Source organism: Qipengyuania sp. YIM B01966 (assembly GCF_016461955.1).
Lineage (GTDB): Bacteria > Pseudomonadota > Alphaproteobacteria > Sphingomonadales > Sphingomonadaceae > QFOP01.
Genome location: NZ_JADMNM010000004.1, coordinates 86,040 through 105,692 on the forward strand (window position 1 = coordinate 86,040; position 19,653 = coordinate 105,692).

At 66.1% G+C, this 19,653-nt stretch carries 20 protein-coding genes; 13 read left to right on the plus strand and 7 right to left on the minus strand.

Annotation, left to right across the window (positions count from 1 at the left end; genetic code table 11):
- Positions 1-63: 63 nt before the first annotated feature.
- Complete coding sequence (locus ILT46_RS06605) at positions 64-360, plus strand: GIY-YIG nuclease family protein (protein WP_199503841.1); 297 nt, start codon at positions 64-66, stop codon at positions 358-360.
- An 872-nt stretch (positions 361-1,232) separates the two neighbouring features.
- Here ILT46_RS06605 and glpX read toward each other — a convergent pair.
- Positions 1,233-2,216: a class II fructose-bisphosphatase gene (gene glpX, locus ILT46_RS06610; protein ID WP_199503842.1), complete on the minus strand. Its 984-nt coding sequence runs from the start codon at positions 2,214-2,216 to the stop codon at positions 1,233-1,235.
- Between the two features lie 74 nt (positions 2,217-2,290).
- Here glpX and ILT46_RS06615 point away from each other — a divergent pair, with 74 nt between their 5' ends.
- A complete protein-coding gene (locus tag ILT46_RS06615; RefSeq protein ID WP_199503843.1) occupies positions 2,291-2,794 on the plus strand; it encodes a hypothetical protein in 504 nt (167 codons plus the stop codon).
- Here ILT46_RS06615 and ILT46_RS06620 read toward each other — a convergent pair whose 3' ends face one another.
- Both ILT46_RS06620 and ILT46_RS06625 read right to left on the minus strand, forming a co-directional pair.
- On the minus strand, positions 2,795-4,105 hold the full coding sequence (locus ILT46_RS06620) for a homoserine dehydrogenase (RefSeq protein ID WP_199503844.1): 1,311 nt from the start codon (positions 4,103-4,105) through the stop codon (positions 2,795-2,797).
- A gap of 108 nt (positions 4,106-4,213) precedes the next feature.
- The gene (locus tag ILT46_RS06625) at positions 4,214-5,065 is read right to left on the minus strand and encodes a hypothetical protein (RefSeq protein ID WP_199503845.1); all 852 of its coding nucleotides are present in this window, start codon (positions 5,063-5,065) and stop codon (positions 4,214-4,216) included.
- Positions 5,066-5,397: 332 nt separating this feature from the next.
- Between ILT46_RS06625 and ILT46_RS06630 the strand changes: the two genes are divergently transcribed.
- From ILT46_RS06630 to ILT46_RS06645, 4 genes are all read left to right on the plus strand, one after another.
- The gene (locus ILT46_RS06630) at positions 5,398-6,093 is read left to right on the plus strand and encodes an energy transducer TonB (RefSeq protein WP_199503846.1); all 696 of its coding nucleotides are present in this window, start codon (positions 5,398-5,400) and stop codon (positions 6,091-6,093) included.
- A 62-nt stretch (positions 6,094-6,155) separates the two neighbouring features.
- Entirely contained in the window at positions 6,156-7,022 is an 867-nt protein-coding gene (locus ILT46_RS06635; protein ID WP_199503847.1) for a MotA/TolQ/ExbB proton channel family protein, read from the plus strand.
- Between the two features lie 82 nt (positions 7,023-7,104).
- A complete protein-coding gene (locus ILT46_RS06640; RefSeq protein WP_199503848.1) occupies positions 7,105-7,638 on the plus strand; it encodes an ExbD/TolR family protein in 534 nt (177 codons plus the stop codon).
- Between the two features lie 36 nt (positions 7,639-7,674).
- Positions 7,675-8,112: an ExbD/TolR family protein gene (locus ILT46_RS06645; RefSeq protein WP_199503849.1), complete on the plus strand. Its 438-nt coding sequence runs from the start codon at positions 7,675-7,677 to the stop codon at positions 8,110-8,112.
- A gap of 64 nt (positions 8,113-8,176) precedes the next feature.
- Here the strand turns inward: ILT46_RS06645 and ILT46_RS06650 are convergent, their stop codons facing one another.
- The 4 genes from ILT46_RS06650 to ILT46_RS06665 are packed head-to-tail and all read right to left on the minus strand — an operon-like array spanning position 8,177 to position 13,220.
- A complete protein-coding gene (locus ILT46_RS06650) occupies positions 8,177-10,645 on the minus strand; it encodes a ligase-associated DNA damage response DEXH box helicase (protein WP_199503850.1) in 2,469 nt (822 codons plus the stop codon).
- A 38-nt stretch (positions 10,646-10,683) separates the two neighbouring features.
- A complete protein-coding gene (gene pgmG / locus ILT46_RS06655; protein ID WP_199503851.1) occupies positions 10,684-12,087 on the minus strand; it encodes a phosphoglucomutase/phosphomannomutase PgmG in 1,404 nt (467 codons plus the stop codon).
- Complete coding sequence (locus ILT46_RS06660; RefSeq protein WP_233397064.1) at positions 12,084-12,389, minus strand: molecular chaperone DnaJ; 306 nt, start codon at positions 12,387-12,389, stop codon at positions 12,084-12,086. The genes pgmG and ILT46_RS06660 overlap by 4 nt, the downstream gene beginning before the upstream one ends.
- A 12-nt stretch (positions 12,390-12,401) precedes the next feature.
- Complete coding sequence (locus tag ILT46_RS06665) at positions 12,402-13,220, minus strand: division plane positioning ATPase MipZ (RefSeq protein WP_199503852.1); 819 nt, start codon at positions 13,218-13,220, stop codon at positions 12,402-12,404.
- Between the two features lie 64 nt (positions 13,221-13,284).
- Here ILT46_RS06665 and panC point away from each other — a divergent pair, with 64 nt between their 5' ends.
- The 7 genes from panC to ILT46_RS06700 all read left to right on the plus strand — a co-directional run bounded on the left by panC (position 13,285) and on the right by ILT46_RS06700 (position 19,587).
- Entirely contained in the window at positions 13,285-14,145 is an 861-nt protein-coding gene (gene panC / locus ILT46_RS06670; RefSeq protein ID WP_199503853.1) for a pantoate--beta-alanine ligase, read from the plus strand.
- Between the two features lie 37 nt (positions 14,146-14,182).
- A complete protein-coding gene (locus ILT46_RS06675) occupies positions 14,183-14,941 on the plus strand; it encodes a class I SAM-dependent methyltransferase (protein ID WP_199503854.1) in 759 nt (252 codons plus the stop codon).
- An 11-nt stretch (positions 14,942-14,952) separates the two neighbouring features.
- Entirely contained in the window at positions 14,953-15,291 is a 339-nt protein-coding gene (locus ILT46_RS12135; protein WP_233397065.1) for a hypothetical protein, read from the plus strand.
- A gap of 1 nt (position 15,292) precedes the next feature.
- A complete protein-coding gene (locus ILT46_RS06685; RefSeq protein WP_199503855.1) occupies positions 15,293-17,566 on the plus strand; it encodes a catalase in 2,274 nt (757 codons plus the stop codon).
- A 117-nt stretch (positions 17,567-17,683) separates the two neighbouring features.
- Positions 17,684-18,094, plus strand: coding sequence for a CBS domain-containing protein (locus ILT46_RS06690; RefSeq protein ID WP_199503856.1), 411 nt, complete (start codon positions 17,684-17,686; stop codon positions 18,092-18,094).
- Positions 18,095-18,134: 40 nt separating this feature from the next.
- Positions 18,135-19,199, plus strand: coding sequence for an HWE histidine kinase domain-containing protein (locus tag ILT46_RS06695; protein WP_199503857.1), 1,065 nt, complete (start codon positions 18,135-18,137; stop codon positions 19,197-19,199).
- Positions 19,192-19,587, plus strand: a complete 396-nt coding sequence (locus tag ILT46_RS06700) for a response regulator (RefSeq protein WP_199503858.1) — start codon at positions 19,192-19,194, stop codon at positions 19,585-19,587. Before ILT46_RS06695 ends, ILT46_RS06700 begins: the two co-directional genes overlap by 8 nt.
- The last annotated feature ends 66 nt before the right edge of the window (positions 19,588-19,653 follow it).

A 19,653-nucleotide genomic window follows, 5' to 3' on the forward strand; every position in this document is an offset into this window, starting at 1 on the left:
CGAGGTTCATTATTCTGTCACCCCGGGCTTGACCCGGGGTCCAGCTACGTTTTCACCCGCACGATGGAGTGCGCAAAAACCGGCTGGGTGTATTTCATGGCCAACCGCTATCGCGGGACGCTCTATGTCGGGGTCACATCCGACCTCGCCGCGCGCGTCGACCAACACCGGCGGGGTGAGGGCTCGGCGTTTTGCGCGCAGCACGGCCTGACGCGGCTCGTCTGGGCAGACCAGGCAGGCTCGATGATCGAAGCGATCGCGCATGAGAAACGGCTGAAGCGCTGGCGCCGCCCGTGGAAGATAGCGCTGATCGAACGCGCCAATCCCGGTTGGGACGATCTGTGGGAGCGCATTGTGTAGCGCCGCCCGAACAGCGGGGCCCCGGATCAAGTCCGGGGCGACTAGATTAACTATTCGCTCACCCCGGGCTGAACCGAGGTCCAGCTGGCCACCGCACTCAACCCCCTGTCCTACACCCACGCATCTGTGGCTTATGCGCACCCATGCACGCGCCTCCCGCCCACACACAGCGCCGCCGGCCCGGCTGGTTCACCCCGGTGCCCGTCCGCGCGCGCAGCGACGGGTGGAGCGTGGCGCGCCAGTGCCGGTTTCTCGCCGCGCTCTACTGGACCGGCTCGGTGCGCGCGGCGGCGGCGGCGGTGGGGATGAGCCGGGCGAGCGCCTATCGGTTGCGCGGGCGCGCGGATGCGGCCGGGTTTGCCGCCGCGTGGGACCGGGTGCTGACCCCGCCCGGCAGCGGCCGGCTGGCGGGGCCAAGGTTCGATTATCGGAAGGTGACACAGGCCGCGCTGGCCAAGCGCGCCGGCAGCGGGTTGGTCCGGCCCGTGCTCTATCGCGGCACGCTCGTCGCGATCAGCCGAAAACCTGACAATTCCGCGCTTCTGCGGCTGCTCAGCCGCTCAGGCGCGATCCAGCGACGGGTGCTCGCCCGCGTCGCCCGACCGCGCCCGCAAAGTTTCGCAAAACCCCCGGGTCATTGTCATCCGGAGCGGCCCGCGCGGCCCGCCGCCAAGCCCCGATCACCTGATGCGGTGCTCGCCCTTGATCCACCGCGAACCCCTGTCAGGCGTGCGGAGGACCGCGGCGTAACAGGGGGCGACGGTCGTTGTCCGCGATCAGCCGATGCGGTGCTCGCCCTTGATCCACCGCGAACCCCTGTCAGGCGTGCGGAGGACCGCCGCGTAACAGGGGGCGACGGTCGTTGTCCGCGATCAGCCGATGCGGTGCTCGCCCTTGATCCACCGCACGGTGCCGCTGGAGGCGCGCATCACCACGCTTTCGGTGGTCATCGTTCCGCCGCGCAGGCGCTTCACCCCGTCGAGCAGGCTGCCGCTGGTGACCCCGGTCGCGGCAAAGATGCAGTCGCCCTTGGCGAGGTCTTCGAGCTTGTAGATGCGGTCGAAATCCTCGATCCCCCACTTGCGGGCGCGGGCGCGTTCGTCCTCGTTGCGGAACACCAGCCGGCCGTTGAACTGCCCGCCGACACAACGCAGGGCGGCCGCCGCCAGCACCCCTTCGGGGGCGCCGCCCTGGCCCATATACATGTCGATCGTGGTATCGGGATTGGTCACCGCGATCACCCCGGCGACATCGCCATCGGGGATCAGCTGGATGCCGCAGCCAAGGCCGCGCAATTCGGCGATGATCTCGGCATGGCGCGGCCGGTCGAGCACGCAGACAATGATCTCCGACGGTTTGACGCCCTTGGCCTCGGCCAGCGCATTGACATTTTCGGTCACCGAATTGTTCAGGCTGACGATCCCTTCGGGATAGCCGGGGCCGATCGCCAGCTTGTCCATATAAGTATCGGGCGCGTTGAGCAGGCAGCCCTGTTCGGCTGCGGCGAGCACGGCCAGCGCATTGGGGCCGGCCTTGGCGGTGATGGTGGTTCCTTCCAGCGGATCGAGCGCGATATCGATCCTGGGGCCGGTGCCGGGCGCGCCGCCGACCTTTTCGCCGATATACAGCATCGGTGCCTCGTCGCGCTCGCCTTCGCCGATCACCACCGTGCCGTCGATTTCGAGCGTGTCGAACGCCTTGCGCATCGCCTCCACCGCGGCGGCGTCGGCAGCTTTCTCGTCGCCCCGACCGATCAGCGACGAGGCGGCGATGGCGGCGGCTTCGGTCACGCGGACCATCTCCAGCACCAGCACGCGGTCGAGCACGCTGGAGCGCTTGGTGGCAATGTCGTTCATGGCGGATTAAGTCCCCGTGGCAAGGTTCGCGCCGCACCTAGAGAGGGAGTTGCCGGTTGTCGAGACGGGCTGGAATGATGCTGGCGCTCGTCGCTCTGTTCGCCGCTGCCGGGGCCCCGCAATTCGCGCGGGCGCAGGCCGGCTATGGCCCCGCCCAGCCGCAGGCGCGCCCGCAGCCGACCTGCGCCCGCCCGCCCGATGCCGAGCCGAACGAAATCATCGTCTGCGCGCCGTGGGACGACCCGAACCAGCACCGCATCGCCAGCCCCGAAGACGCGCAGAACCGCTATGCGCGCGAAACGATGAACCGGGGCAACCCGCCGCCGCCCGATGTCGCCGGTGAGTATATTTTCCACGGGCCGGCAACCGTCAGCGGCATCTGCGTGCCGGGCGTCACCAACTGCCCGCCGCCGCCGGCCTATATGGTGGATTTCTCGCAATTGCCCGACACGCCGCCGGGTTCGGACGCCGACCGGGTCGGGCGCGGTCTGACGCCGACCGGCAATGAGGGGCCAGCGCCGGTTGCTACGCCGACGCCGCCGCCCCCGCCTCCGCCGTCGCCAGCACCGGAGGGCTGATCAGGCGCCGAGGATCGGCAGAACCAGCGGCGGTTCGGCCAGGCTGGGCGAGCCGTCGAGCAGCGCCAGCGCCTCGTCCACGCAGCGTTGCGGGCCGTCATGGGTGACCATCGCCACCAGCACCGGGCCGCCATTGCCGGGATGGCCCTTCTGGATCAGGCTGGCGATGGAAACACCCGCATCGCGCATCGCGGCGGCGATCTCGGCCAGCACGCCGGGCCGGTCGGCGACCATGAAGCGCAGATAGGCCTGCTGGCGGCGCGCTCCCGGATCGGCGGCTGGGATGGGGGCAAGCTCGGCGACCGGCACCGAAAAGGCCGGACCCGCCTCGCCGCGGGCGATATCGATCAGGTCGGCGACCACGGCGCTGGCCGTGGGGCCGTCGCCCGCGCCGGCGCCCTGAAACAGCAGCCGGCCGGAGAAATTGCCTTCGGCCACCACCGCATTGGTCGGCCCGTCGACATGGGCCAGCGGGTGGTTGCGCGGGACAAGGCAGGGGCGGACCTGCTGGAGCAGCGCGGTGGTGCCATCGGCCTCGGCGGCGACGTCGGCCCGGCCGATCAGGCGGATGACATAACCCAGCGCCTCGGCCTGGGCGATGTCGGCGGCGCGGATCTGGCGGATGCCCTGCGCATCGAGCGCGGCCAAGTCGAGCCGGGCGCCGAAGCCGATCGCGGCAAGGATCGCCAGCTTGTGCCCGGCATCGACCCCGTCAATGTCGAAGGACGGGTCGGCCTCGGCATAGCCGAGCGCCTGCGCCTCGGCCAGCGTGGCGGCGAATTCGGCGCCGCTATCCTCCATCGTCGAGAGGATGTAATTGCAGGTGCCGTTGAGGATGCCGTAAATCCGCGACAGCGCATTGGCCGCGGCCCCTTCGCGCAAGGCTTTGACCACCGGAATGCCGCCCGCCACCGCGGCCTCGAATTTGAGCGGAACGCCGGCCGCTTCGGCGGCCTCGGCCAGTTCCAGCCCGTGATGCGCGATCATCGCCTTGTTGGCAGTGACCAGCCCCTTGCCCGCCGCGATCGTCCGGCGGGCGAGCGCTAGTGCCGGCCCGTCCGCTCCGCCGACCAGCTCGACCACCACATCGACATCGGTGCGCTCGGCCATTCCGGCCATGTCGTCTTCCCAGGCGAAGCGGCTGACATCGACCTCGCGCTGCTTGGCCCGGTCGCGCGCGCTGACCGCGACGATGGTGATCGGCCGCCCGGCACGCGCCGCGACCAGCGCGGCGTTCTCGTCGAGCAGACGGACCACGCCCGCGCCGACAGTGCCGATCCCGGCGAGCGCGATCCTGAGCGGCCTGGTCATGCGGCGGGCAATTTTCGGACGATGATCATGCCCCGCCCCCTAGCGCGGCATGGCACCGAGCGGGAGGGAGTTTGTCTTGCCCGCGCTAAATCCGGCTCCCGTCCGGGCTCAGCGCACCGGCAGCGTCCGCTCGCACGGCCCGAGCTGGTCGATCACCAGCGCAAAATCGCGCTCGGCCAGCCCGCGCGCCGCGGCATCGCCGGCCAGGTTGGCCGCTGCGGGAAGACGAGGCGGCAGGCTGCAGGCGAGGCGATACCAGCCCAGCGTGCCGCGCGCCGGGGCGGCCGCTGCCTGATCGACGATCTCGCCCCACGACACGCCCCAGCTGGGTGCCATGCCCGGCCGGCGCAGCACGGTGAGCGAGGCCGGCGCGCCCGCTTCGGTGGTGAGGAAGATCTGGCTTTCCGATTCGCCCGCCAGATTGCCGGGTACAGCCAGCGCATCCCGCACCCCGGTCACGCGGCGCGGCGCATCATGCGCGGCGAGCTCCGCCAGGATCGGGCGCAGCGCAGCTTCGAGTGCGGGGCTCCAATCGAGCTGCGCCGCCGGTGCGACCAGCTGCAATTCGCCCGGCCGGCCCGGCACGGTGCGGGCAAACAGCAGGACCTGCCGCTTGCGCAGCTTGGGTACTTTACCCCGCGCATCGAGCGGCACATCGACCAGATAGCGCAGCCCTTCACCGAGCGGCGTCGTGCCCGCGATCAGCGCCCCGGTGCGCGCCTCTACCAGCAGCCGCGCATGGCCGGGCGCGAGCGTGGCCGCGCGCTCGGCGGGGATGGTGGTCTGCCGGCGAATCTCTGCCCGCACGACCAGCGGCGCACCATCGGCCAGGGTTGCCAGATCGGCGTAGGTCGGCAGCGGGGCGGCGGGTTGCCCGCCCGCTGCGCCACTCTGTGCCCCGAGTGGCGGCGCGAACAGCAGCGTCAGCGCGAAAACCGATAAAACCTTGAGCCGCGTCATATTCTTTCCTTCGCACCGACCGGCGGGACAGCAAACCGGCTGCCAACCACACTTACGCTTTACGAAAGCCCCCGCCGTGAATCACCCCTTAACCGATAAAGCGTTTGCGCGGCCTGCCCCTTTGTGGCTAAGGGTCCGCCCATCGGGGATAGCAAAACATAACAACCCCGTATGGCCCGCGCCGGGTCTGATGGATGCGGGCGGCCAATGGAACGGTTGCCGTATTCCGGCTTCGGCAGGGTGGACAAGCAGGTTATCCGGTGCGCTTTTGCGGGCGCAGCGGGATTTGCCGGGTTCCGACCCGGCCAGTGATGACGGAGTGATGGGACTGAATGGCCTACGCTGACCAACAAATGAGCGGCAGTCGCATTGTCGCGATCATTATCGTAGCTCTCATTCATATCGCCCTTGGTTATGCGCTCGTCACCGGGCTCGCCTACAAGGCGGCGCAGCAGGTGCTTGAACGGGTGACCACGGTCGATATCGAAGAGCCGCCGCCGCCCGAAGAAGAGCCGCCGCCACCCGAACCGGTGCCGGAAACCGCTCCGCCGCCGCCGGTTGCGCCGCCGCCGCCGATCAATATCGCGCCGGCTCCGCCGCAGATCCGCACGCAGACGGAAATCCCGCCGCCGGCTCCGCCTGCGCGGATCATTCCGCCGTCGGCGCCGGTCGGCCCGCCGCCTCCGCCCGCGCCTCCGCCGCCGCCGCCTCCGCCGCCGCCACCTGCGGCGCCGGCCAAGGCCGTGTCACCGCGCGGAGCGCCGGGCTCGTGGATCACGCCGGACGATTACCGCTCGCAGTGGGTCAGCGCCGAATATACCGGCACAGTCTCATTCACGCTGGAAGTGGGTGCCGATGGCCGCGTCACCGGTTGCTCGATCACGGGCGGCTCCGCGCCGCAGCCGCTCAAGGATGCCTCGTGCAGTTTGCTGCAGCGCAGGGCCCGGTTCAATCCGGCCGAGGCCGTCGGCGGCACTAAGATCGCCTCGACCTATCGCGGAACGGTTCGCTGGCAATTGCCTGAATAAACGCCTGGCCGGGGCGCTGCTCCGGCCGCCAAGAGCTTAAATTTCGAAAGAGGATATTCGCAATGATCATCGAAACCCTTGCAGTGGCGGCTGGCGAAGCGGCCCCGCAGAATCAGTTCGGCTTCATGGAAGCGATGGAACAGGGCGGTGTGATCGCCTGGACCATTTTCGGCGTCCTGGTCATCATGTCGGTCGGCTCGTTCTACATCCTGATCACCAAGTGGCTGGAACAGCAGAAGATTCTCAACCAATACAAGGACGTTCGGTCGAACTTTTGGCGGGCCAACTCGCTGCGCGACGGCGCCGCCAAGCTCGAGAAGAACAGCGCCTGGCGCCAGCTGGTCGATGACGGCCTCGCCGCCGAAGCTTCGCACGACAAGATGCCCAACAGCCTCGAAGCGCATGACTGGCTGCACGGCTCGCTCGCCCGTTCGGAAGCGGCGATCAATTCGAAGCTGTCGGGCGGCCTCTCGTTCCTCGCCACCGTGGGCGCTACCGCGCCGTTCGTCGGGCTGCTCGGGACGGTTATCGGGATCTACCGCGCGCTGATCAACATCGGTCTTGCCGGTTCGGCCTCGATCGACAAGGTCGCCGGCCCCGTCGGTGAAGCGCTGATCATGACCGCCATCGGTCTGCTTGTCGCGGTTCCCGCCGTGCTCGCCTATAACTGGCTGCAGGCGCGCAACAAGAAGATCGCCGAGCTGCTGTCGGGCTTCTCGACTGACCTGCTGGCGAACATCACCTCGAAGGGTGCCGTTCGTCCGCAGGTGATGACGGCGACGTCGACCCAGCAGGCTGGCAAGGTCGCCGCCACGGCAGCACCCGCCGCCCGTCCGGGCACCGCAGGCACGACCGCGACTGGCACGACGGCTGCCCCGGTCGCCGGAACGACCACTAGCACCACTACGACGACGCCGAAGCGTCCGTAACAGCGCCATGGTGCCGGGCGGGCCTAGGAGCTCTGCCCGGCACACGCTGCCCGACACGTGATTTATGGATAGGATGTAAACAATGGCGATTTCGACAGGAGGCGGCGGCGCTGATACGCCGATGTCGGAGATCAACACGACCCCGCTGGTCGACGTGATGCTCGTGCTGCTGATCATCTTCCTCATCGCCGTCCCGGTCGCCATCCAGACGATCGAGAAGCTGCGTATTCCGATCATCGAATCGACCGAATCCAAGGATAAGGTCGAAAACCTGCTGCTGACGGTCTCGACCACGGACAGCGCCGGCCGCAGCGCCGGTGAACCGGGCTTCGAAGGCGCGGCACGCGAGGGCGAATGCCGGGTGTATTTCAACAACACCACGCCCGTCACCTCGCAGGAACTGTATGATCAGGCGTTCGAGCGGCTCGACGCGATCGTGCAGCGCGCCGGCGGGCCCGAGCAAATCATGAAGGATCCCGACAAGATCCCGCAGGTCCATATCCGCGGCGACGTGAACGCGCCGTGGCGCTGTGTTGCCGGTACCATCTACAACGTCCAGGCGGCGGGCTACCCGACTGTCGGGTTCATTTCGAACCCGGTCGATCCCAACGGCTGATCCGCGCCAGCGCGAATTTTTGAGGAGTAACGCATCATGGCAATGTCAGGCGGCAAGGACGATGGCAGCCCGATGATGGAAATGAACACGACGCCGCTTATCGACGTCATGCTCGTTCTGCTCATCATGTTCATCATTACCATCCCGGTGGCGACCCATGCGGTGAACATCGACCTGCCGGCACCTAACAACAATCCCGACACACCTGATGTGGAGCCGGACAAGAACAAGATCGTGCTCACGCAGGCTGATCAGATCTTGTGGAACGGCACGCCCATCTCGGATGGCGAGTTAGTCAACAATCTCAATATCTCGAAGAACATGGCGGTCGAGCCCGAGTTGCAGTTCGAGCCCGAGGCACAGGCGAGCTACGATCTGTCGGCCCGGGTGCTCAACATCATCAAGGGTTCGGGCGTGACGCGCTTCGGCTTCGTCGGCAACGAACAATACCGGACATTCGGCACCGCACAGTAAGCGGGCTTCAGCCGATAGTTGATCAGGGGGCGGAGTGATCCGCCCCCTTTTTCATGCGCGTCCCTCAATCGAGCGGATCAGCCACGTCTACCCGCATCGCCGCGCCCGCCAGCGTGTCAGCCTCAAGCAGCAGCAACTCGTCGTCCACCGCGCCTTCGGGCGTGCGTTCGCGGCCAATCAGCGTCATCACCGGCACCGCCAGCGGGCTGACCCGGTCGAGCACGACATGATGCAATTGCTCCTCCGCCTGATCGAGCAGCGCGCCCAACCGGCCGATATCAGTCATCCTCTCGCGCGCATCGGCCCACGCCGCCTGCAGCAGCAGATGATCGGGTTCATATTTGCGCAGCACGTCATAAATCAGGTCGGTCGAGAAGGTGACCTGCTTGCCCGTCTTGCGCTTGCCCGGATGCTGGCGTTCGACCAGTCCGCCAATCACTGCCACTTCACGAAACGCGCGGCGCAGAAGGTGCGAGTTCTGCACCCATTCGACGAATTCATCGGTCAGGATGTCGGGCGACAGCAGCGGTGCCGGATCGTCCACCGGCTTCAGGCTCCACACCGCGAGGCAGTAATCGTTGGCGTTGAACCCCAGCGGCAGAAGCCCGCGATCCTGCATCCGCTTGGTGATCAGCATCCCCAGGCTCTGGTTCGCATTCCAGCCGATGAAGGTGTAATAGACCTGATAATGCTTGCGCCCGTGCGGGAAGCTTTCGACCAGCAGCGTGCCCGGCCCGGGAAATTCGGAGCGCCAGTCCTGCACCTCCAGCCATTCGCGGACATCGTCGGGGAAGCGCGCCCAGCCCGCGCGGTCGACCAGCAACGCACGCACGCGGTCGGCCAGATGCGTCGTCAGCGGCAACCGCTGTCCGCCATAGGACGGGATCATCGCTGACCCTTTCGCTGCGCGGACGCGGATTTCGGTATCCTTGATCTGCTCCACCTCGAGGCTCATCCCGGCAAAGGCGAAGGTATCGCCCGCCGACAAGGTCGCGCCGAACCGTTCCTCGACCTTGCCCAGCGAGCGGCCGTTACGGAAGCGGACCTCCATCATCTCGCTGTCGACGATGATCCCGGCATTGAGCCGGTGGCGCGCCGCCTGCTCGGGGTGCGCAAGCCGCCAGTGCGGGTCGCCTTCCGCCGCGCCGTCCCGCACGATCCGGCGGAACCGGTCATAGGCTTTGAGCGCGTAACCGCCGGTGGCGACGAATTCGAGCACCCGCTGCCACAGCGCCTCGTCAACCTGGGCATAGGACCAGGTCGAGCGCACTTCGGCCAGCAGCGCCTGTTCGCCGAATGGCGCGGCGCAGGCGCAGGCCATGACGTGCTGGGCCAGCACGTCGAGCCCGCCGGCGCGGAAGTCCTCGCCATCGCGCTGCCCCTCGTCCACCGCGTCGCGCGCGGCCATAGCCTCGAGGAATTCGAACCGGTTGCCCGGCACCAGCAGCGCCCGGCTCGCCTGATCGAGCCGGTGATTGGCCCGGCCGATCCGCTGCAGCAGCCGGCTCGACCCCTTGGGCGCGCCCATCTGCACGACGAGGTCGATATCGCCCCAGTCGACCCCGAGGTCGAGGCTGGCTGTCGCCACCAGCGCGCGCAGCTCGCCCCGCGCCATCGCCCCTTCGACCTTGCGCCGCGCCTCGACCGAGAGCGAGCCGTGATGAACGCCGATCGGCAGCTTGTCCTCGTTCACGTCCCACAGGTTCTGGAAGATATATTCGGCGAGAAAGCGGGTATTGGTGAAGACCAGCACCGTCCGGTTGCGGCGAATCTCCTCGTATAGCTGCGGGATCGACCAGGTCGCCGCATGACCGCCCCAAGGAACGCGGCTCTCGTCGGGCAGCAGGATTTCGACCTCGGCGGGCGCGCCCTCTTCTCCTTCCACCAGCGCCACGCTGTCGATCTCGCCCCATGGCGCCAGCCAAGCGCGAAACGCCTCGGGATCGGCCACCGTCGCCGACAGCGCGACGCGCTGCATCGCCGACGCAATCGCCTGTAGGCGGCTGAGGCACAGCGCCAGCAGATCGCCCCGCTTGCCTGTGGCGAAAGCGTGGATTTCGTCGATCACCACCCGTTTGAGCCCGGCAAACAACGTGAAGCTGTCGGGATAGGACAGCAGCAGCGAGAGGCTTTCGGGCGTCGTCAGCAGGATATGCGGCGGCTTGTCACGCTGGCGCCGTTTGCGGTCGGACGGGGTATCGCCGCTGCGCGTCTCGATGCGGATGTCAAGGCCCATCTCGTCCGCCGGGGCGATGAGATTGCGCTGCACATCATGCGCCAGCGCCTTCAGCGGCGATACGTAGAGCGTGTGGATGCCCTCAGGCGCAGGCGCGCCGGCCAGCCGCGACGGGGCGAAATCGGCCAGCGTCGGCAGGAACCCCGCCAGCGTCTTGCCGGCGCCGGTATCGGCCACCAGCAGCGCGTGCTGCCCGCGCGCGGCAACTGCCAGCATCTCGGCCTGATGGCGCCGCACACGCCAGCCGCGCGCATCGAACCATCCGGCAATCTCGGGGGGCAGCGCGGTGTCGGTCACGCGTTAACAGCGAAGCAGGGGGGCGGGCGTTCCCCCGCTCAGTGCCCGACGCTTTCGCCGCGTTCGATGCCGCTCGCGGCAAGCTGCGCATCCACCTCGGCGACAAGGCGCGCAAGGCCCGCTTCGCTGTCGCTTTCGGCCCGGGCGACGAGCACGTCCTGCGTGTTCGACGCGCGCAGCAGCCACCAGCCGTCTGCCGTCGACACACGCACGCCATCCGTCGCATCGACATTCGCGCCGGCGTCGGCCAGCCGCGCGCGCACTTCCTCGACCGCAGGGAACTTGCGGCTCTCGTCCACCTGGAAGCGCAGTTCCGGCGTGTTGATCATCGCCGGCATGGCGCCGCGCAGTTCGGTCACGCTGCGGCCCAGCCGCGCGCTGGCCGCCATCAGCCGGACGCCGGCATAGAGCGCATCGTCATAGCCGTAATACGCGTCCTTGAAGAACACGTGCCCGCTCATCTCGCCGGCCAGCGGGGCGCCGGTTTCCTTCATTCTGGACTTGATCAGCGAATGGCCGGTCTTCCACATTTCGGGCCGCCCGCCCAATTGCGCCACCCGGTCGAACAGCGCGCGGCTTGCCTTCACATCGGCGATCACCGTCGCACCAGGTAGTTTCCCGAGGACGTCCTCGGCATAGATCATCAGTAATTGATCCCCCCAGATGACCCGGCCTTCGCCGTCGATCGCGCCGATCCGGTCGCCATCGCCGTCGAAAGCTACTCCGAAGTCGAGCTTCTTCTCGGCGACGAGCGCGCGAAGGTCGGCCAGATTGGCTTCGACAGTGGGATCGGGATGATGGTTGGGAAAATGCCCGTCGACATCAGTGTAGAGGCAGACATGCTCGCCCGGCAGGCGCGCAACCAGTTTCTCGAGCGCGGGGCCAGCGGCGCCGTTGCCCGCGTCCCAGCCGATCCGCATGGCACCCAGCCGCGCTTCATCCGCGCCCGCAAGCCCCTCCAGCAGCCGCTCGACATATTCGTCCAGCACGGCCCGATCGCTGACGGCGCCGGCCCCGCTGCTCCAGCGCCCCTCCGCCGCGACCCGGCCGAGTTCCTGGATGTCCGCCCCGAAGAACGGACGCCCCTGAAAGACCATCTTGAAGCCGTTATAATTGGGGGGGTTGTGGCTGCCGGTTATCTGAATGCCGCCATCCACCTCTTCGGCTGACGCTTCGGCATAATAGAGCATCGGCGTCGGCCCGAGGCCGATCCGCACCACATCGCAGCCGCTCGCGCGCAGCCCTTCGACCAGTGCATGTTCGAGCATCGGGCTGCTGACGCGGCCATCATAGCCGACCGCCACCGTGCGGCCGCCGGCCGCGCGCAGCATCGCGCCAAAGCTGCGGCCGATTGCACGAGCATCCTCGGCACCGAGCGTTTCGCCAATGACCCCGCGAATGTCATATTCGCGTAGGATGGTCCGTTCGAACTGATGAGTCATGGCAGGCGGTCTCCTTTGGCGGCTCGGATGTCGCCAAGCAGCAGGTCGCGCGCAGCGTCAAGCGCGTGGACGGCCTCGGCACTGCCGCCGCGATCGGGGTGCGCGGCCGCGATCTGCCGGCGATGCGCGGCGATGATGTCGGCGCTGCTTGCCCCCGGTACCACACCCAGCAAGTTACAGGCGGCGGCAATTTCGCGCGTGGCAGCGCGGCTTCGTGCGTGGCCACGGCCGGGCCAGCGCCCCGTCGCCCAGCGCCACAGCACCGCGCCGACGATCACCAGCAGGGCGAGCCGCAGCAGCATCAGCCGGCCGCGTCAGGCCAGTTCGAGCTGTTTCGGCCGCTGGCGCACCGGCAGATTGAGCCCGGCAATCAGCGCGCGCAGTTCCTGCCGCGCGACCAGATGGCTGGTGCCAAGCTCGCCCAGGTGCCCCTTGTCGAGCAGCGTCAGCCCCGAAGGAAACAGCTCGCGGTAGATCACCCGTTCGGACAGGCCATTGGCGATGCGGAAGCCGACGCGCTTGGACAATTCGGTCAGTGCGCGCTCGATGCGGACCATGTTGCGCGCTTCGGTATGGCCGGTGCGGTTGCGCACCACCACCCAGTCCATTTCGCGCCGCTGCTGTTCAATCGTCGCCCGGCTGCGCTTCAGCCGCGCTTCCCAGATCAGCTCGGCATAAAAGGACAGTTTGCGCACTTTGAAGGTTTCGGCATCGACCTGCCCGATCAGGTCGAAATCGACGAAGGAATCGTTGAGCGGGGTGACCAGCGTGTCCGCCTGAGTGGCGACATGGCGGGCGAATTCATCGTCGCGGCCGGGCGTGTCGAACACCACAAAATCGCACCCCTCGCCGACTTCGGCGGCCAGCGCCTCAAGCTCGGCGAGGGTCTCGCCGCGAAACACCTCGGCCCGCGCGCCGGGGAGAGTGATGCCGCGCCGGCTTTCGGTTTCGGCGCGGTTCTCGAAATAGCGGTGCAGCGTGCGCTGGCGCGGGTCGAGGTCGATCGCTGCCACGCGCGCGCCCTGATAGGCCAGCGCGACCGCGACGTGGACCGCCGTGGTCGATTTGCCGGTGCCGCCCTTTTCGTTGGCAAACACGATACGGTGCGGGCTGGCGGCGGCAGCGTCGGGCACGAAGAGCTTGTCCTTGTCGCAGGAAATGGCAGAAGCGCCCCTGCTTTATCGGTGAGGGGGCCGCGTGCAAACCGCAGACCGGCTGGAAGTGTTGAGAACTATCGTCTCCGGCTGGCGCGCCGGCGGCGAGCGCATTGCGCTGGTGCCGACGATGGGCGCGCTGCACGAAGGGCATTTGACGTTGGTGCGCGAGGCGCGCGCGCGGGCGGACCGGGTGGTGGTGTCGATCTTCGTCAATCCGGCGCAGTTCGGGCCAGGCGAGGACCTCGCCGCCTATCCCCGCCGGCTGGCGGCTGACAGCGCGCTGCTGGTGGCCGAGAGGGTGGACCTGCTGTGGGCGCCTCCGGTCGAGGAGGTGTATCCGCAGGGCTTTGCCACCACGACATCGGTCGCCGTGCTGACGGCCGATTTCTGCGGCGCGGCGCGGCCCGGTCATTTCGACGGGGTGGCGACCGTCGTCGCTAAGCTGTTCAACCAGGTCCAGCCCGATTGCGCCTTGTTCGGGGAAAAGGATTTCCAGCAACTCGCGATGATCCGCCGGATGGCGCGCGATCTCGATCTGGTACGGCCTCATGCCGATGCGATCATCGGCGTGCCCACCGTGCGCGAGCCCGATGGCCTCGCACTATCAAGCCGCAATCAATACCTGACGGCGGAAGAACGCGCCGCCGCCGCCGCGCTGCCGCGCGAGATGCAGGCGGCGACCGCGCAGATCGCCGCCGGCGCGCCGGTTGCCGAGGCCCTGGCGACATTGGAACAGGCCTTGATTGACGCCGGATTCGCCAGTGTGGATTATGCCGCGCTGGCCGATGCCGAAACGCTCGCACAACTGCACGAGCAGCCGCACCACCCTGCGCGGCTGCTCGTTGCCGCACGGATGGGCCGAACTCGATTGATCGATAATCTGCCGGTTCCTGCCGTCTGATGCTATCGCGGCGCGCAAGGCGCTCGTAAGGGGGCCCATGACCACCCGAAATCCGACCGGACTGCTGTCCAAGGACGCGTCAGCGCCTCAACGCGGCGAGCTGACCTGGGGCGAGACGCTGTTCAAGCTGGCTTTCGGCGCCATCCAGTTGCCCTGGCTGTTGCGCAGCCTCTATGGCGGAAAGCTGGAAGAGAAGGATCGGCTGCTCGACCGGATCGGCCTGCCGCGCGACGCGCTGCCGCATCTCGGCAGTTGGAAGGCAGACACGTATCTGCTTCACCGGATCGTTGACGTGATCGAACAGACCCGCCCCGCGCAGGTGGTCGAGCTTGGGTCCGGCGCATCGTCGCTGGTGATGGCGCAGGCACTATCGCGCAATGGCGGGGGGCAGCTGATCAGCTACGACCAGCATCAGCCGTTCAGCGAAGAAATGGGCCGGTGGCTGGCCGAACACGGCCTCAGCGCCGATTTCCGCCATGCCCCGCTGACCCGCCGCGACCCAGCCTGGCCTGGCTTGTGGTACGCACTGGATGACGTTCCGGCCCGCATTGACCTTATGGTTATCGACGGACCGCCATGGACGGTGCACCCCTACGTTCGCGGTACGGCCGAGTGCCTCTTTACGCGGCTTTCTCCCGGCGCCGTGGTCATGCTTGACGACGCCGCACGCCCGGGCGAGCGGGTGGTCGCGCGGCGCTGGCGGCGAAACTGGCCCGACATGACGTTCGTCCTCGAAACCGCGGGTTCCAAGGGGCTGCTGATGGGGCGCACGCCCGGCAAAGATAAATTTGTTTAAGCACGGATAATTTGCCCCGCTGCGACGTTCTGAATGCGAGGCTGGCAATACTGGCCGAGGAGGCCTGCCCGATGATCGCCCAGCTCAACCCTTCCCTACCGCTCACGGTAGAGGGTAGAGATGGCGGGCTGGCCAGTACGATGATCGATTATGGGGCCGAACACAACCTGCTGTGGGTCACCGCGCTCGACGCCAATGGCGAGATCTGGTGCGCGCCCGACCCCAAGGCGCGCGTTCAGAAAAACTGGAGCATGGGTCGCACCGCGATCGATTGGAGCCGTGACAAGGACGCGTCCGCCGACGCTGCCGGGCCAGCGGACTCCACTGATGATCTCAAGCATGGAGCATGATATGAGTAAGAAGAACCTCGACAGCGCGCCCGCACTTAATCCGGTCAACCCGCCGAAGCTGCAGGTTGACGCGCCCCCTGCTCCGCGGCCCGATGGACCCCCGGCCGGCCGCTTGCTCGATAAGGCTGCCCGCCCGGAACAGCCCGCGCTCGATAACTCGCTTCATCACCATGCTCCTGGTTTTGGCGACAAGGTACCTGCAGAAGCGCTGGGGAATGCCGGCGAAACGCACCAGCAGGTTCCGCATGACAGCGATCATGGCGATTCGATCGCGCATCTCACCGATAATTTCGGTCATCGCATTTCGGACAATCAGAACAGCTTGAAGGCGGGTGCACGCGGCCCCACCCTGCTGGAAGACTTCGTCCTGCGTGAAAAAATCTTCCATTTCGACCATGAGCGCATCCCCGAGCGGATCGTCCACGCGCGCGGTTCAGGCGCGCATGGCGTGTTCGAAGTGACCGCCGACCTCTCGGCCGTGACCAAGGCCCAGCTGTTCCAGAAGGTGGGCAATAGCTGCCCGGTGTTCGTCCGTTTCTCGACCGTCGCGGGGTCCAAGGGTTCGAAGGATACGCCGCGCGACGTTCGCGGCTTTGCCGTCAAGCTCTATACCGAGGCCGGCAACTGGGATCTTGTTGGCAACAACATCGCGCCCTTCTTCATCCAGGATGCGATCAAGTTCCCCGACCTGGTGCATTCGGTGAAACCCGAAGCCGATCGCATGTTCCCCCAGGCGGCGAGCGCGCATGACACGTTCTGGGATTTCATCAGCCTGATGCCCGAAACCATGCACATGGTGATGTGGCAGATGTCCGACCGGGCAATCCCGCGCACCTTGCGCAACATGGAAGGTTTCGGCGTCCATACGTTCCGCTTCGTCAACGCGGCGGGCGAGGGCACCTTCGTCAAGTTTCACTGGAAGCCGGTGCTGGGGCTCGCCTCGACGACCTGGGACGAAGCGGTCAAGATTTCGGGCGCCGACCCGGATTTCCACCGTCGCGACCTGTGGGAAGCGATCGACAGCGGCAATTTCCCGCAATGGGACCTTGGCGTGCAGCTGTTCGACGAGGAATTTGCGGCCAAGCAGCCTTACGACGTTCTCGATGCGACCAAGATCATCCCGGAAGAAGACGTGCCGGTTCAGATCGTCGGGCGCATGACGCTCAATCGCAATCCGGACAATTTCTTCGCGGAAACCGAACAGGTCGCCTTCCTCCCGTCGAATATCGTGCCGGGAATCGATTTTTCGAACGACCCGCTGCTGCAGGGACGGCTGTTCTCGTATCTCGATACGCAGAAATCTCGCCTTGGCACGACCAACTTCCACCAGATCCCGATCAACGCGCCCAAATGTCCGTTCCATAACTTCCAGCGTGACGGCCTCATGCAGACGCTGGTGCCCAAGGGGCGGGCGAATTACGAACCCAACAGCCTCGCCGAGGCTGGCGAGGATGGCGGCCCGCGCGAATGCCCGGAAACCGGCTTTACCTCGTTCCGCGAGAACGGCGAGCGCAACGATCCGAGCGAAAAGGTCCGCGTCCGAGCCGAACTTTTTGCCGATCACTACAGCCAGGCGCGGCTGTTCTACCGGTCGCAGACCGAGAACGAGCAGGCGCATCTCATCGCGGCGCTGGTGTTCGAATTGTCCAAGGTAACAATCGAACACGTCCAAGTCCGGGTACTCTCGCGTTTGCGCAACATTGACGAAGATCTCGCCAAGCGCACCGCTGCCGGATTGGGCATCGATCTGCCGACCAAGGCCAAAGCGGCGCGCGAGCCTGTCGACCTGCCGCTTTCCGATGCGCTTTCCATTCAGAAAAACGCGAAGGATATGTTGAAAGGCCGCTGCGTCGGGATTCTGTTCGCCGAAGGCTCGGACAAGTCGGCGATCACCAAGCTGAAGGGCGAGATCGAAGATGCAGGCGGCATGGTGAAGCTGGTCGCGCCCAAGGTCGGCGGTATTCCCGTCAAGGGCGGCACGCTCAAGGCCGACGAAAAACTGGAAGGTGCACCGTCGGTCGTGTTCGATGCGGTGGTGGCCATGTTGATGCCGGAACAGGCGGCCAAGCTGGCCAAGGATGTGGCCGCTGTCCAGTGGTTTGCCGATGCCTGGTACCATTGCAAGACCATCGGCGCTTGCAAGGGGACCCGCGAACATCTGCTACCCAAAGCCAACATCGAACCAGATGCGGGCGTGTGTATGCCCGAAGAGTTCATGCAGGTCGGAGCCAAGCGCCACTGGGACCGCGAACCTCAGGTCCGCGACCTGCCCTGAGCAATCGTGCGCCCTGACAGTGATATGACGAGCGCCCGCCCGGGAACGGCGGGCGCTTTTCATTCGTAGGAAGCGCATACCCCGCCTGCGGGCCGGCACGATGCAGAGGTAACCAATATGACCACTGTTTCCGAAGTGATGACCGCCAATCCCGTCGCTGCACAGGGCGACGACACGATCCAACAAGTCGCCAGCCAGATGCAACAGGGCGACTTCGGTTCAATGCCAATCGTCGATGCGGGCAAGGTGGTGGGCGTCGTGACCGATCGCGACATCGCCGTGCGCGCCGTTGCCAAGGGGATCTCAGGCGATCAGCCGGTGCGCGAAATCATGTCGGCCGATCCGGTGTGTGTGGCGCTGGACTGTACCGTTCAGCAAGCAACTCAGCTGATGCAGGAACGGCAGCTCCGGCGGCTCTATGTACAGGACGGCGATAAGCTTGCCGGGGTGGTCGCTCTCAAGGACGTGGCGCTCGAAGTGGGCGACCAGCTCAGCGGCCAGACGCTCGAGGAAATTTCCCGCCGCTGACGCGCGCGGGCTCGCAGCATCAGAACATAAAGGAAAACGGGTGCCCAACAGAACCAATGCGGAACTGGTTGCCGAAATTACCCGGCTTACGGATGCCCTAACGACCGAACGTGCCCGTCCGACGATGGCCGAGCTCGAGCGCCGCCTGCTGGTTTATAACGCGATGCTCGACACCGTGCCGATCGGTGTCGTCATGGCCGACCATCAGGGCCGGATCATCTACGGCAACAGCCATGTCGAAGAAATGCTCCGCCATCCGGTGCTGTTCTCGGACGATTATGATTCGTACCACCAATGGACCTCGTTCCACGCCGACGGCCGGCAGGTCGAAAGCCACGAATACCCGCTCGCCCGCATCCTGCGCGATGGCGAGACGCAGGCGGAGCTGGTCGTAAATTACCAGCGCGGGGACGGAACCATGATGTGGATGCGGATCATCGGCCGCGAGATTGTCGACGAAACCGGCGAGCGGATCGGCGCGACAGTCGCGCTGGTCGATATGCAGAACCAGAAGGAACTGGAGCAGACGCAGCAATTGCTGATCCGGGAACTCAACCACCGTGTAAAAAACGCTTTTGCCGTGGTGCAGTCGATCATCGCGCAAAGCGCCCGCAAGAGCGAATTGCCGGAAGACGTCACCAATGCGCTAATCGGCCGCGTCGGTGCCTATGCCACGGCGCATGCACGCCTCTTGGGCATACGCGACGAACGTATTGGCCTGGCCGGGGTGGTCTCCGATACGGTGACCCCGATTGCGGGCGAGCGGCTGATCACCAACGGCCCCGCCGTTGCGCTGCCCGAAAAGGCGATGACGCTGATGGCGCTCGTTTTTTATGAACTCGCCACCAACGCGACCAAATACGGCGCGCTCGCGGTGCCCGGTGGGACGGTGACGGTTAGTTGGGACATAATCGATGACGAACTTCATATAGATTGGGTGGAACGTGGTGGACCAATGGTCGTTCCTCCTACAAGAAAGGGCTTTGGCTCGACTATTATTGACCGTGCCTTGACTGCTGAGACCGGGGGTCGGGTGAACCTCGACTATGCCCCGGCAGGTTTCGAGTGGCATTTCGTGATGAACTGGAACAATAGCAATGACTGACCGTGCCCGGATCCTCGTCCTCGATGATGAAGTGCTCGTCGGGATCGAGATCAGCGATTACATCGAAGAGCTGGGGCACGAGGTGAGCGGTCCGTTCACCTCGGACAAGGCAGCGGCTCAGGCGATTGCCCGCGACAATCCTGACTTGGCGCTGCTCGATGTCAATCTGGGCGATGGCAAGACCTCCGAACCCGTCGCCAAGGCGCTGCGCGACGCGGACATTCCGATCATCTATGTAACCGCAACCAATCCGCGGGAAATCGAATATCGCGACGAAAATGACCGCGTCGTCGGCAAACCGTTCAGCCGCACGGCGCTGATCGGGGCGATCCGCCAGGCATTGTCGCGGCTGGAAGCCGAAGAGCGCCGGTCGATGGACAACCTTTAGCAGAGCGTTGATTTCCTCGATTTACCCAAACCCCCCGCCCAGATAACGCCCCACGGACGGAGGGCG

Coding starts and splice junctions, on each gene's coding strand:
- ILT46_RS06645 (WP_199503849.1), top strand. CDS start 7,675: ATGGCAATGTCAGGCGGCAAGGACGATGGCAGCCCGATGATGGAAATG.
- ILT46_RS06640 (WP_199503848.1), top strand. CDS start 7,105: ATGGCGATTTCGACAGGAGGCGGCGGCGCTGATACGCCGATGTCGGAG.
- ILT46_RS06690 (WP_199503856.1), top strand. CDS start 17,684: ATGACCACTGTTTCCGAAGTGATGACCGCCAATCCCGTCGCTGCACAG.
- glpX (WP_199503842.1), bottom strand. CDS start 2,216: ATGAACGACATTGCCACCAAGCGCTCCAGCGTGCTCGACCGCGTGCTG.
- ILT46_RS06615 (WP_199503843.1), top strand. CDS start 2,291: ATGATGCTGGCGCTCGTCGCTCTGTTCGCCGCTGCCGGGGCCCCGCAA.
- ILT46_RS06660 (WP_233397064.1), bottom strand. CDS start 12,389: ATGCTGCTGCGGCTCGCCCTGCTGGTGATCGTCGGCGCGGTGCTGTGG.
- ILT46_RS06675 (WP_199503854.1), top strand. CDS start 14,183: ATGACCACCCGAAATCCGACCGGACTGCTGTCCAAGGACGCGTCAGCG.
- ILT46_RS06700 (WP_199503858.1), top strand. CDS start 19,192: ATGACTGACCGTGCCCGGATCCTCGTCCTCGATGATGAAGTGCTCGTC.
- ILT46_RS06605 (WP_199503841.1), top strand. CDS start 64: ATGGAGTGCGCAAAAACCGGCTGGGTGTATTTCATGGCCAACCGCTAT.
- ILT46_RS06685 (WP_199503855.1), top strand. CDS start 15,293: ATGAGTAAGAAGAACCTCGACAGCGCGCCCGCACTTAATCCGGTCAAC.
- ILT46_RS06630 (WP_199503846.1), top strand. CDS start 5,398: ATGGCCTACGCTGACCAACAAATGAGCGGCAGTCGCATTGTCGCGATC.
- ILT46_RS06620 (WP_199503844.1), bottom strand. CDS start 4,105: ATGACCAGGCCGCTCAGGATCGCGCTCGCCGGGATCGGCACTGTCGGC.
- pgmG (WP_199503851.1), bottom strand. CDS start 12,087: ATGACTCATCAGTTCGAACGGACCATCCTACGCGAATATGACATTCGC.
- ILT46_RS06625 (WP_199503845.1), bottom strand. CDS start 5,065: ATGACGCGGCTCAAGGTTTTATCGGTTTTCGCGCTGACGCTGCTGTTC.
- ILT46_RS06635 (WP_199503847.1), top strand. CDS start 6,156: ATGATCATCGAAACCCTTGCAGTGGCGGCTGGCGAAGCGGCCCCGCAG.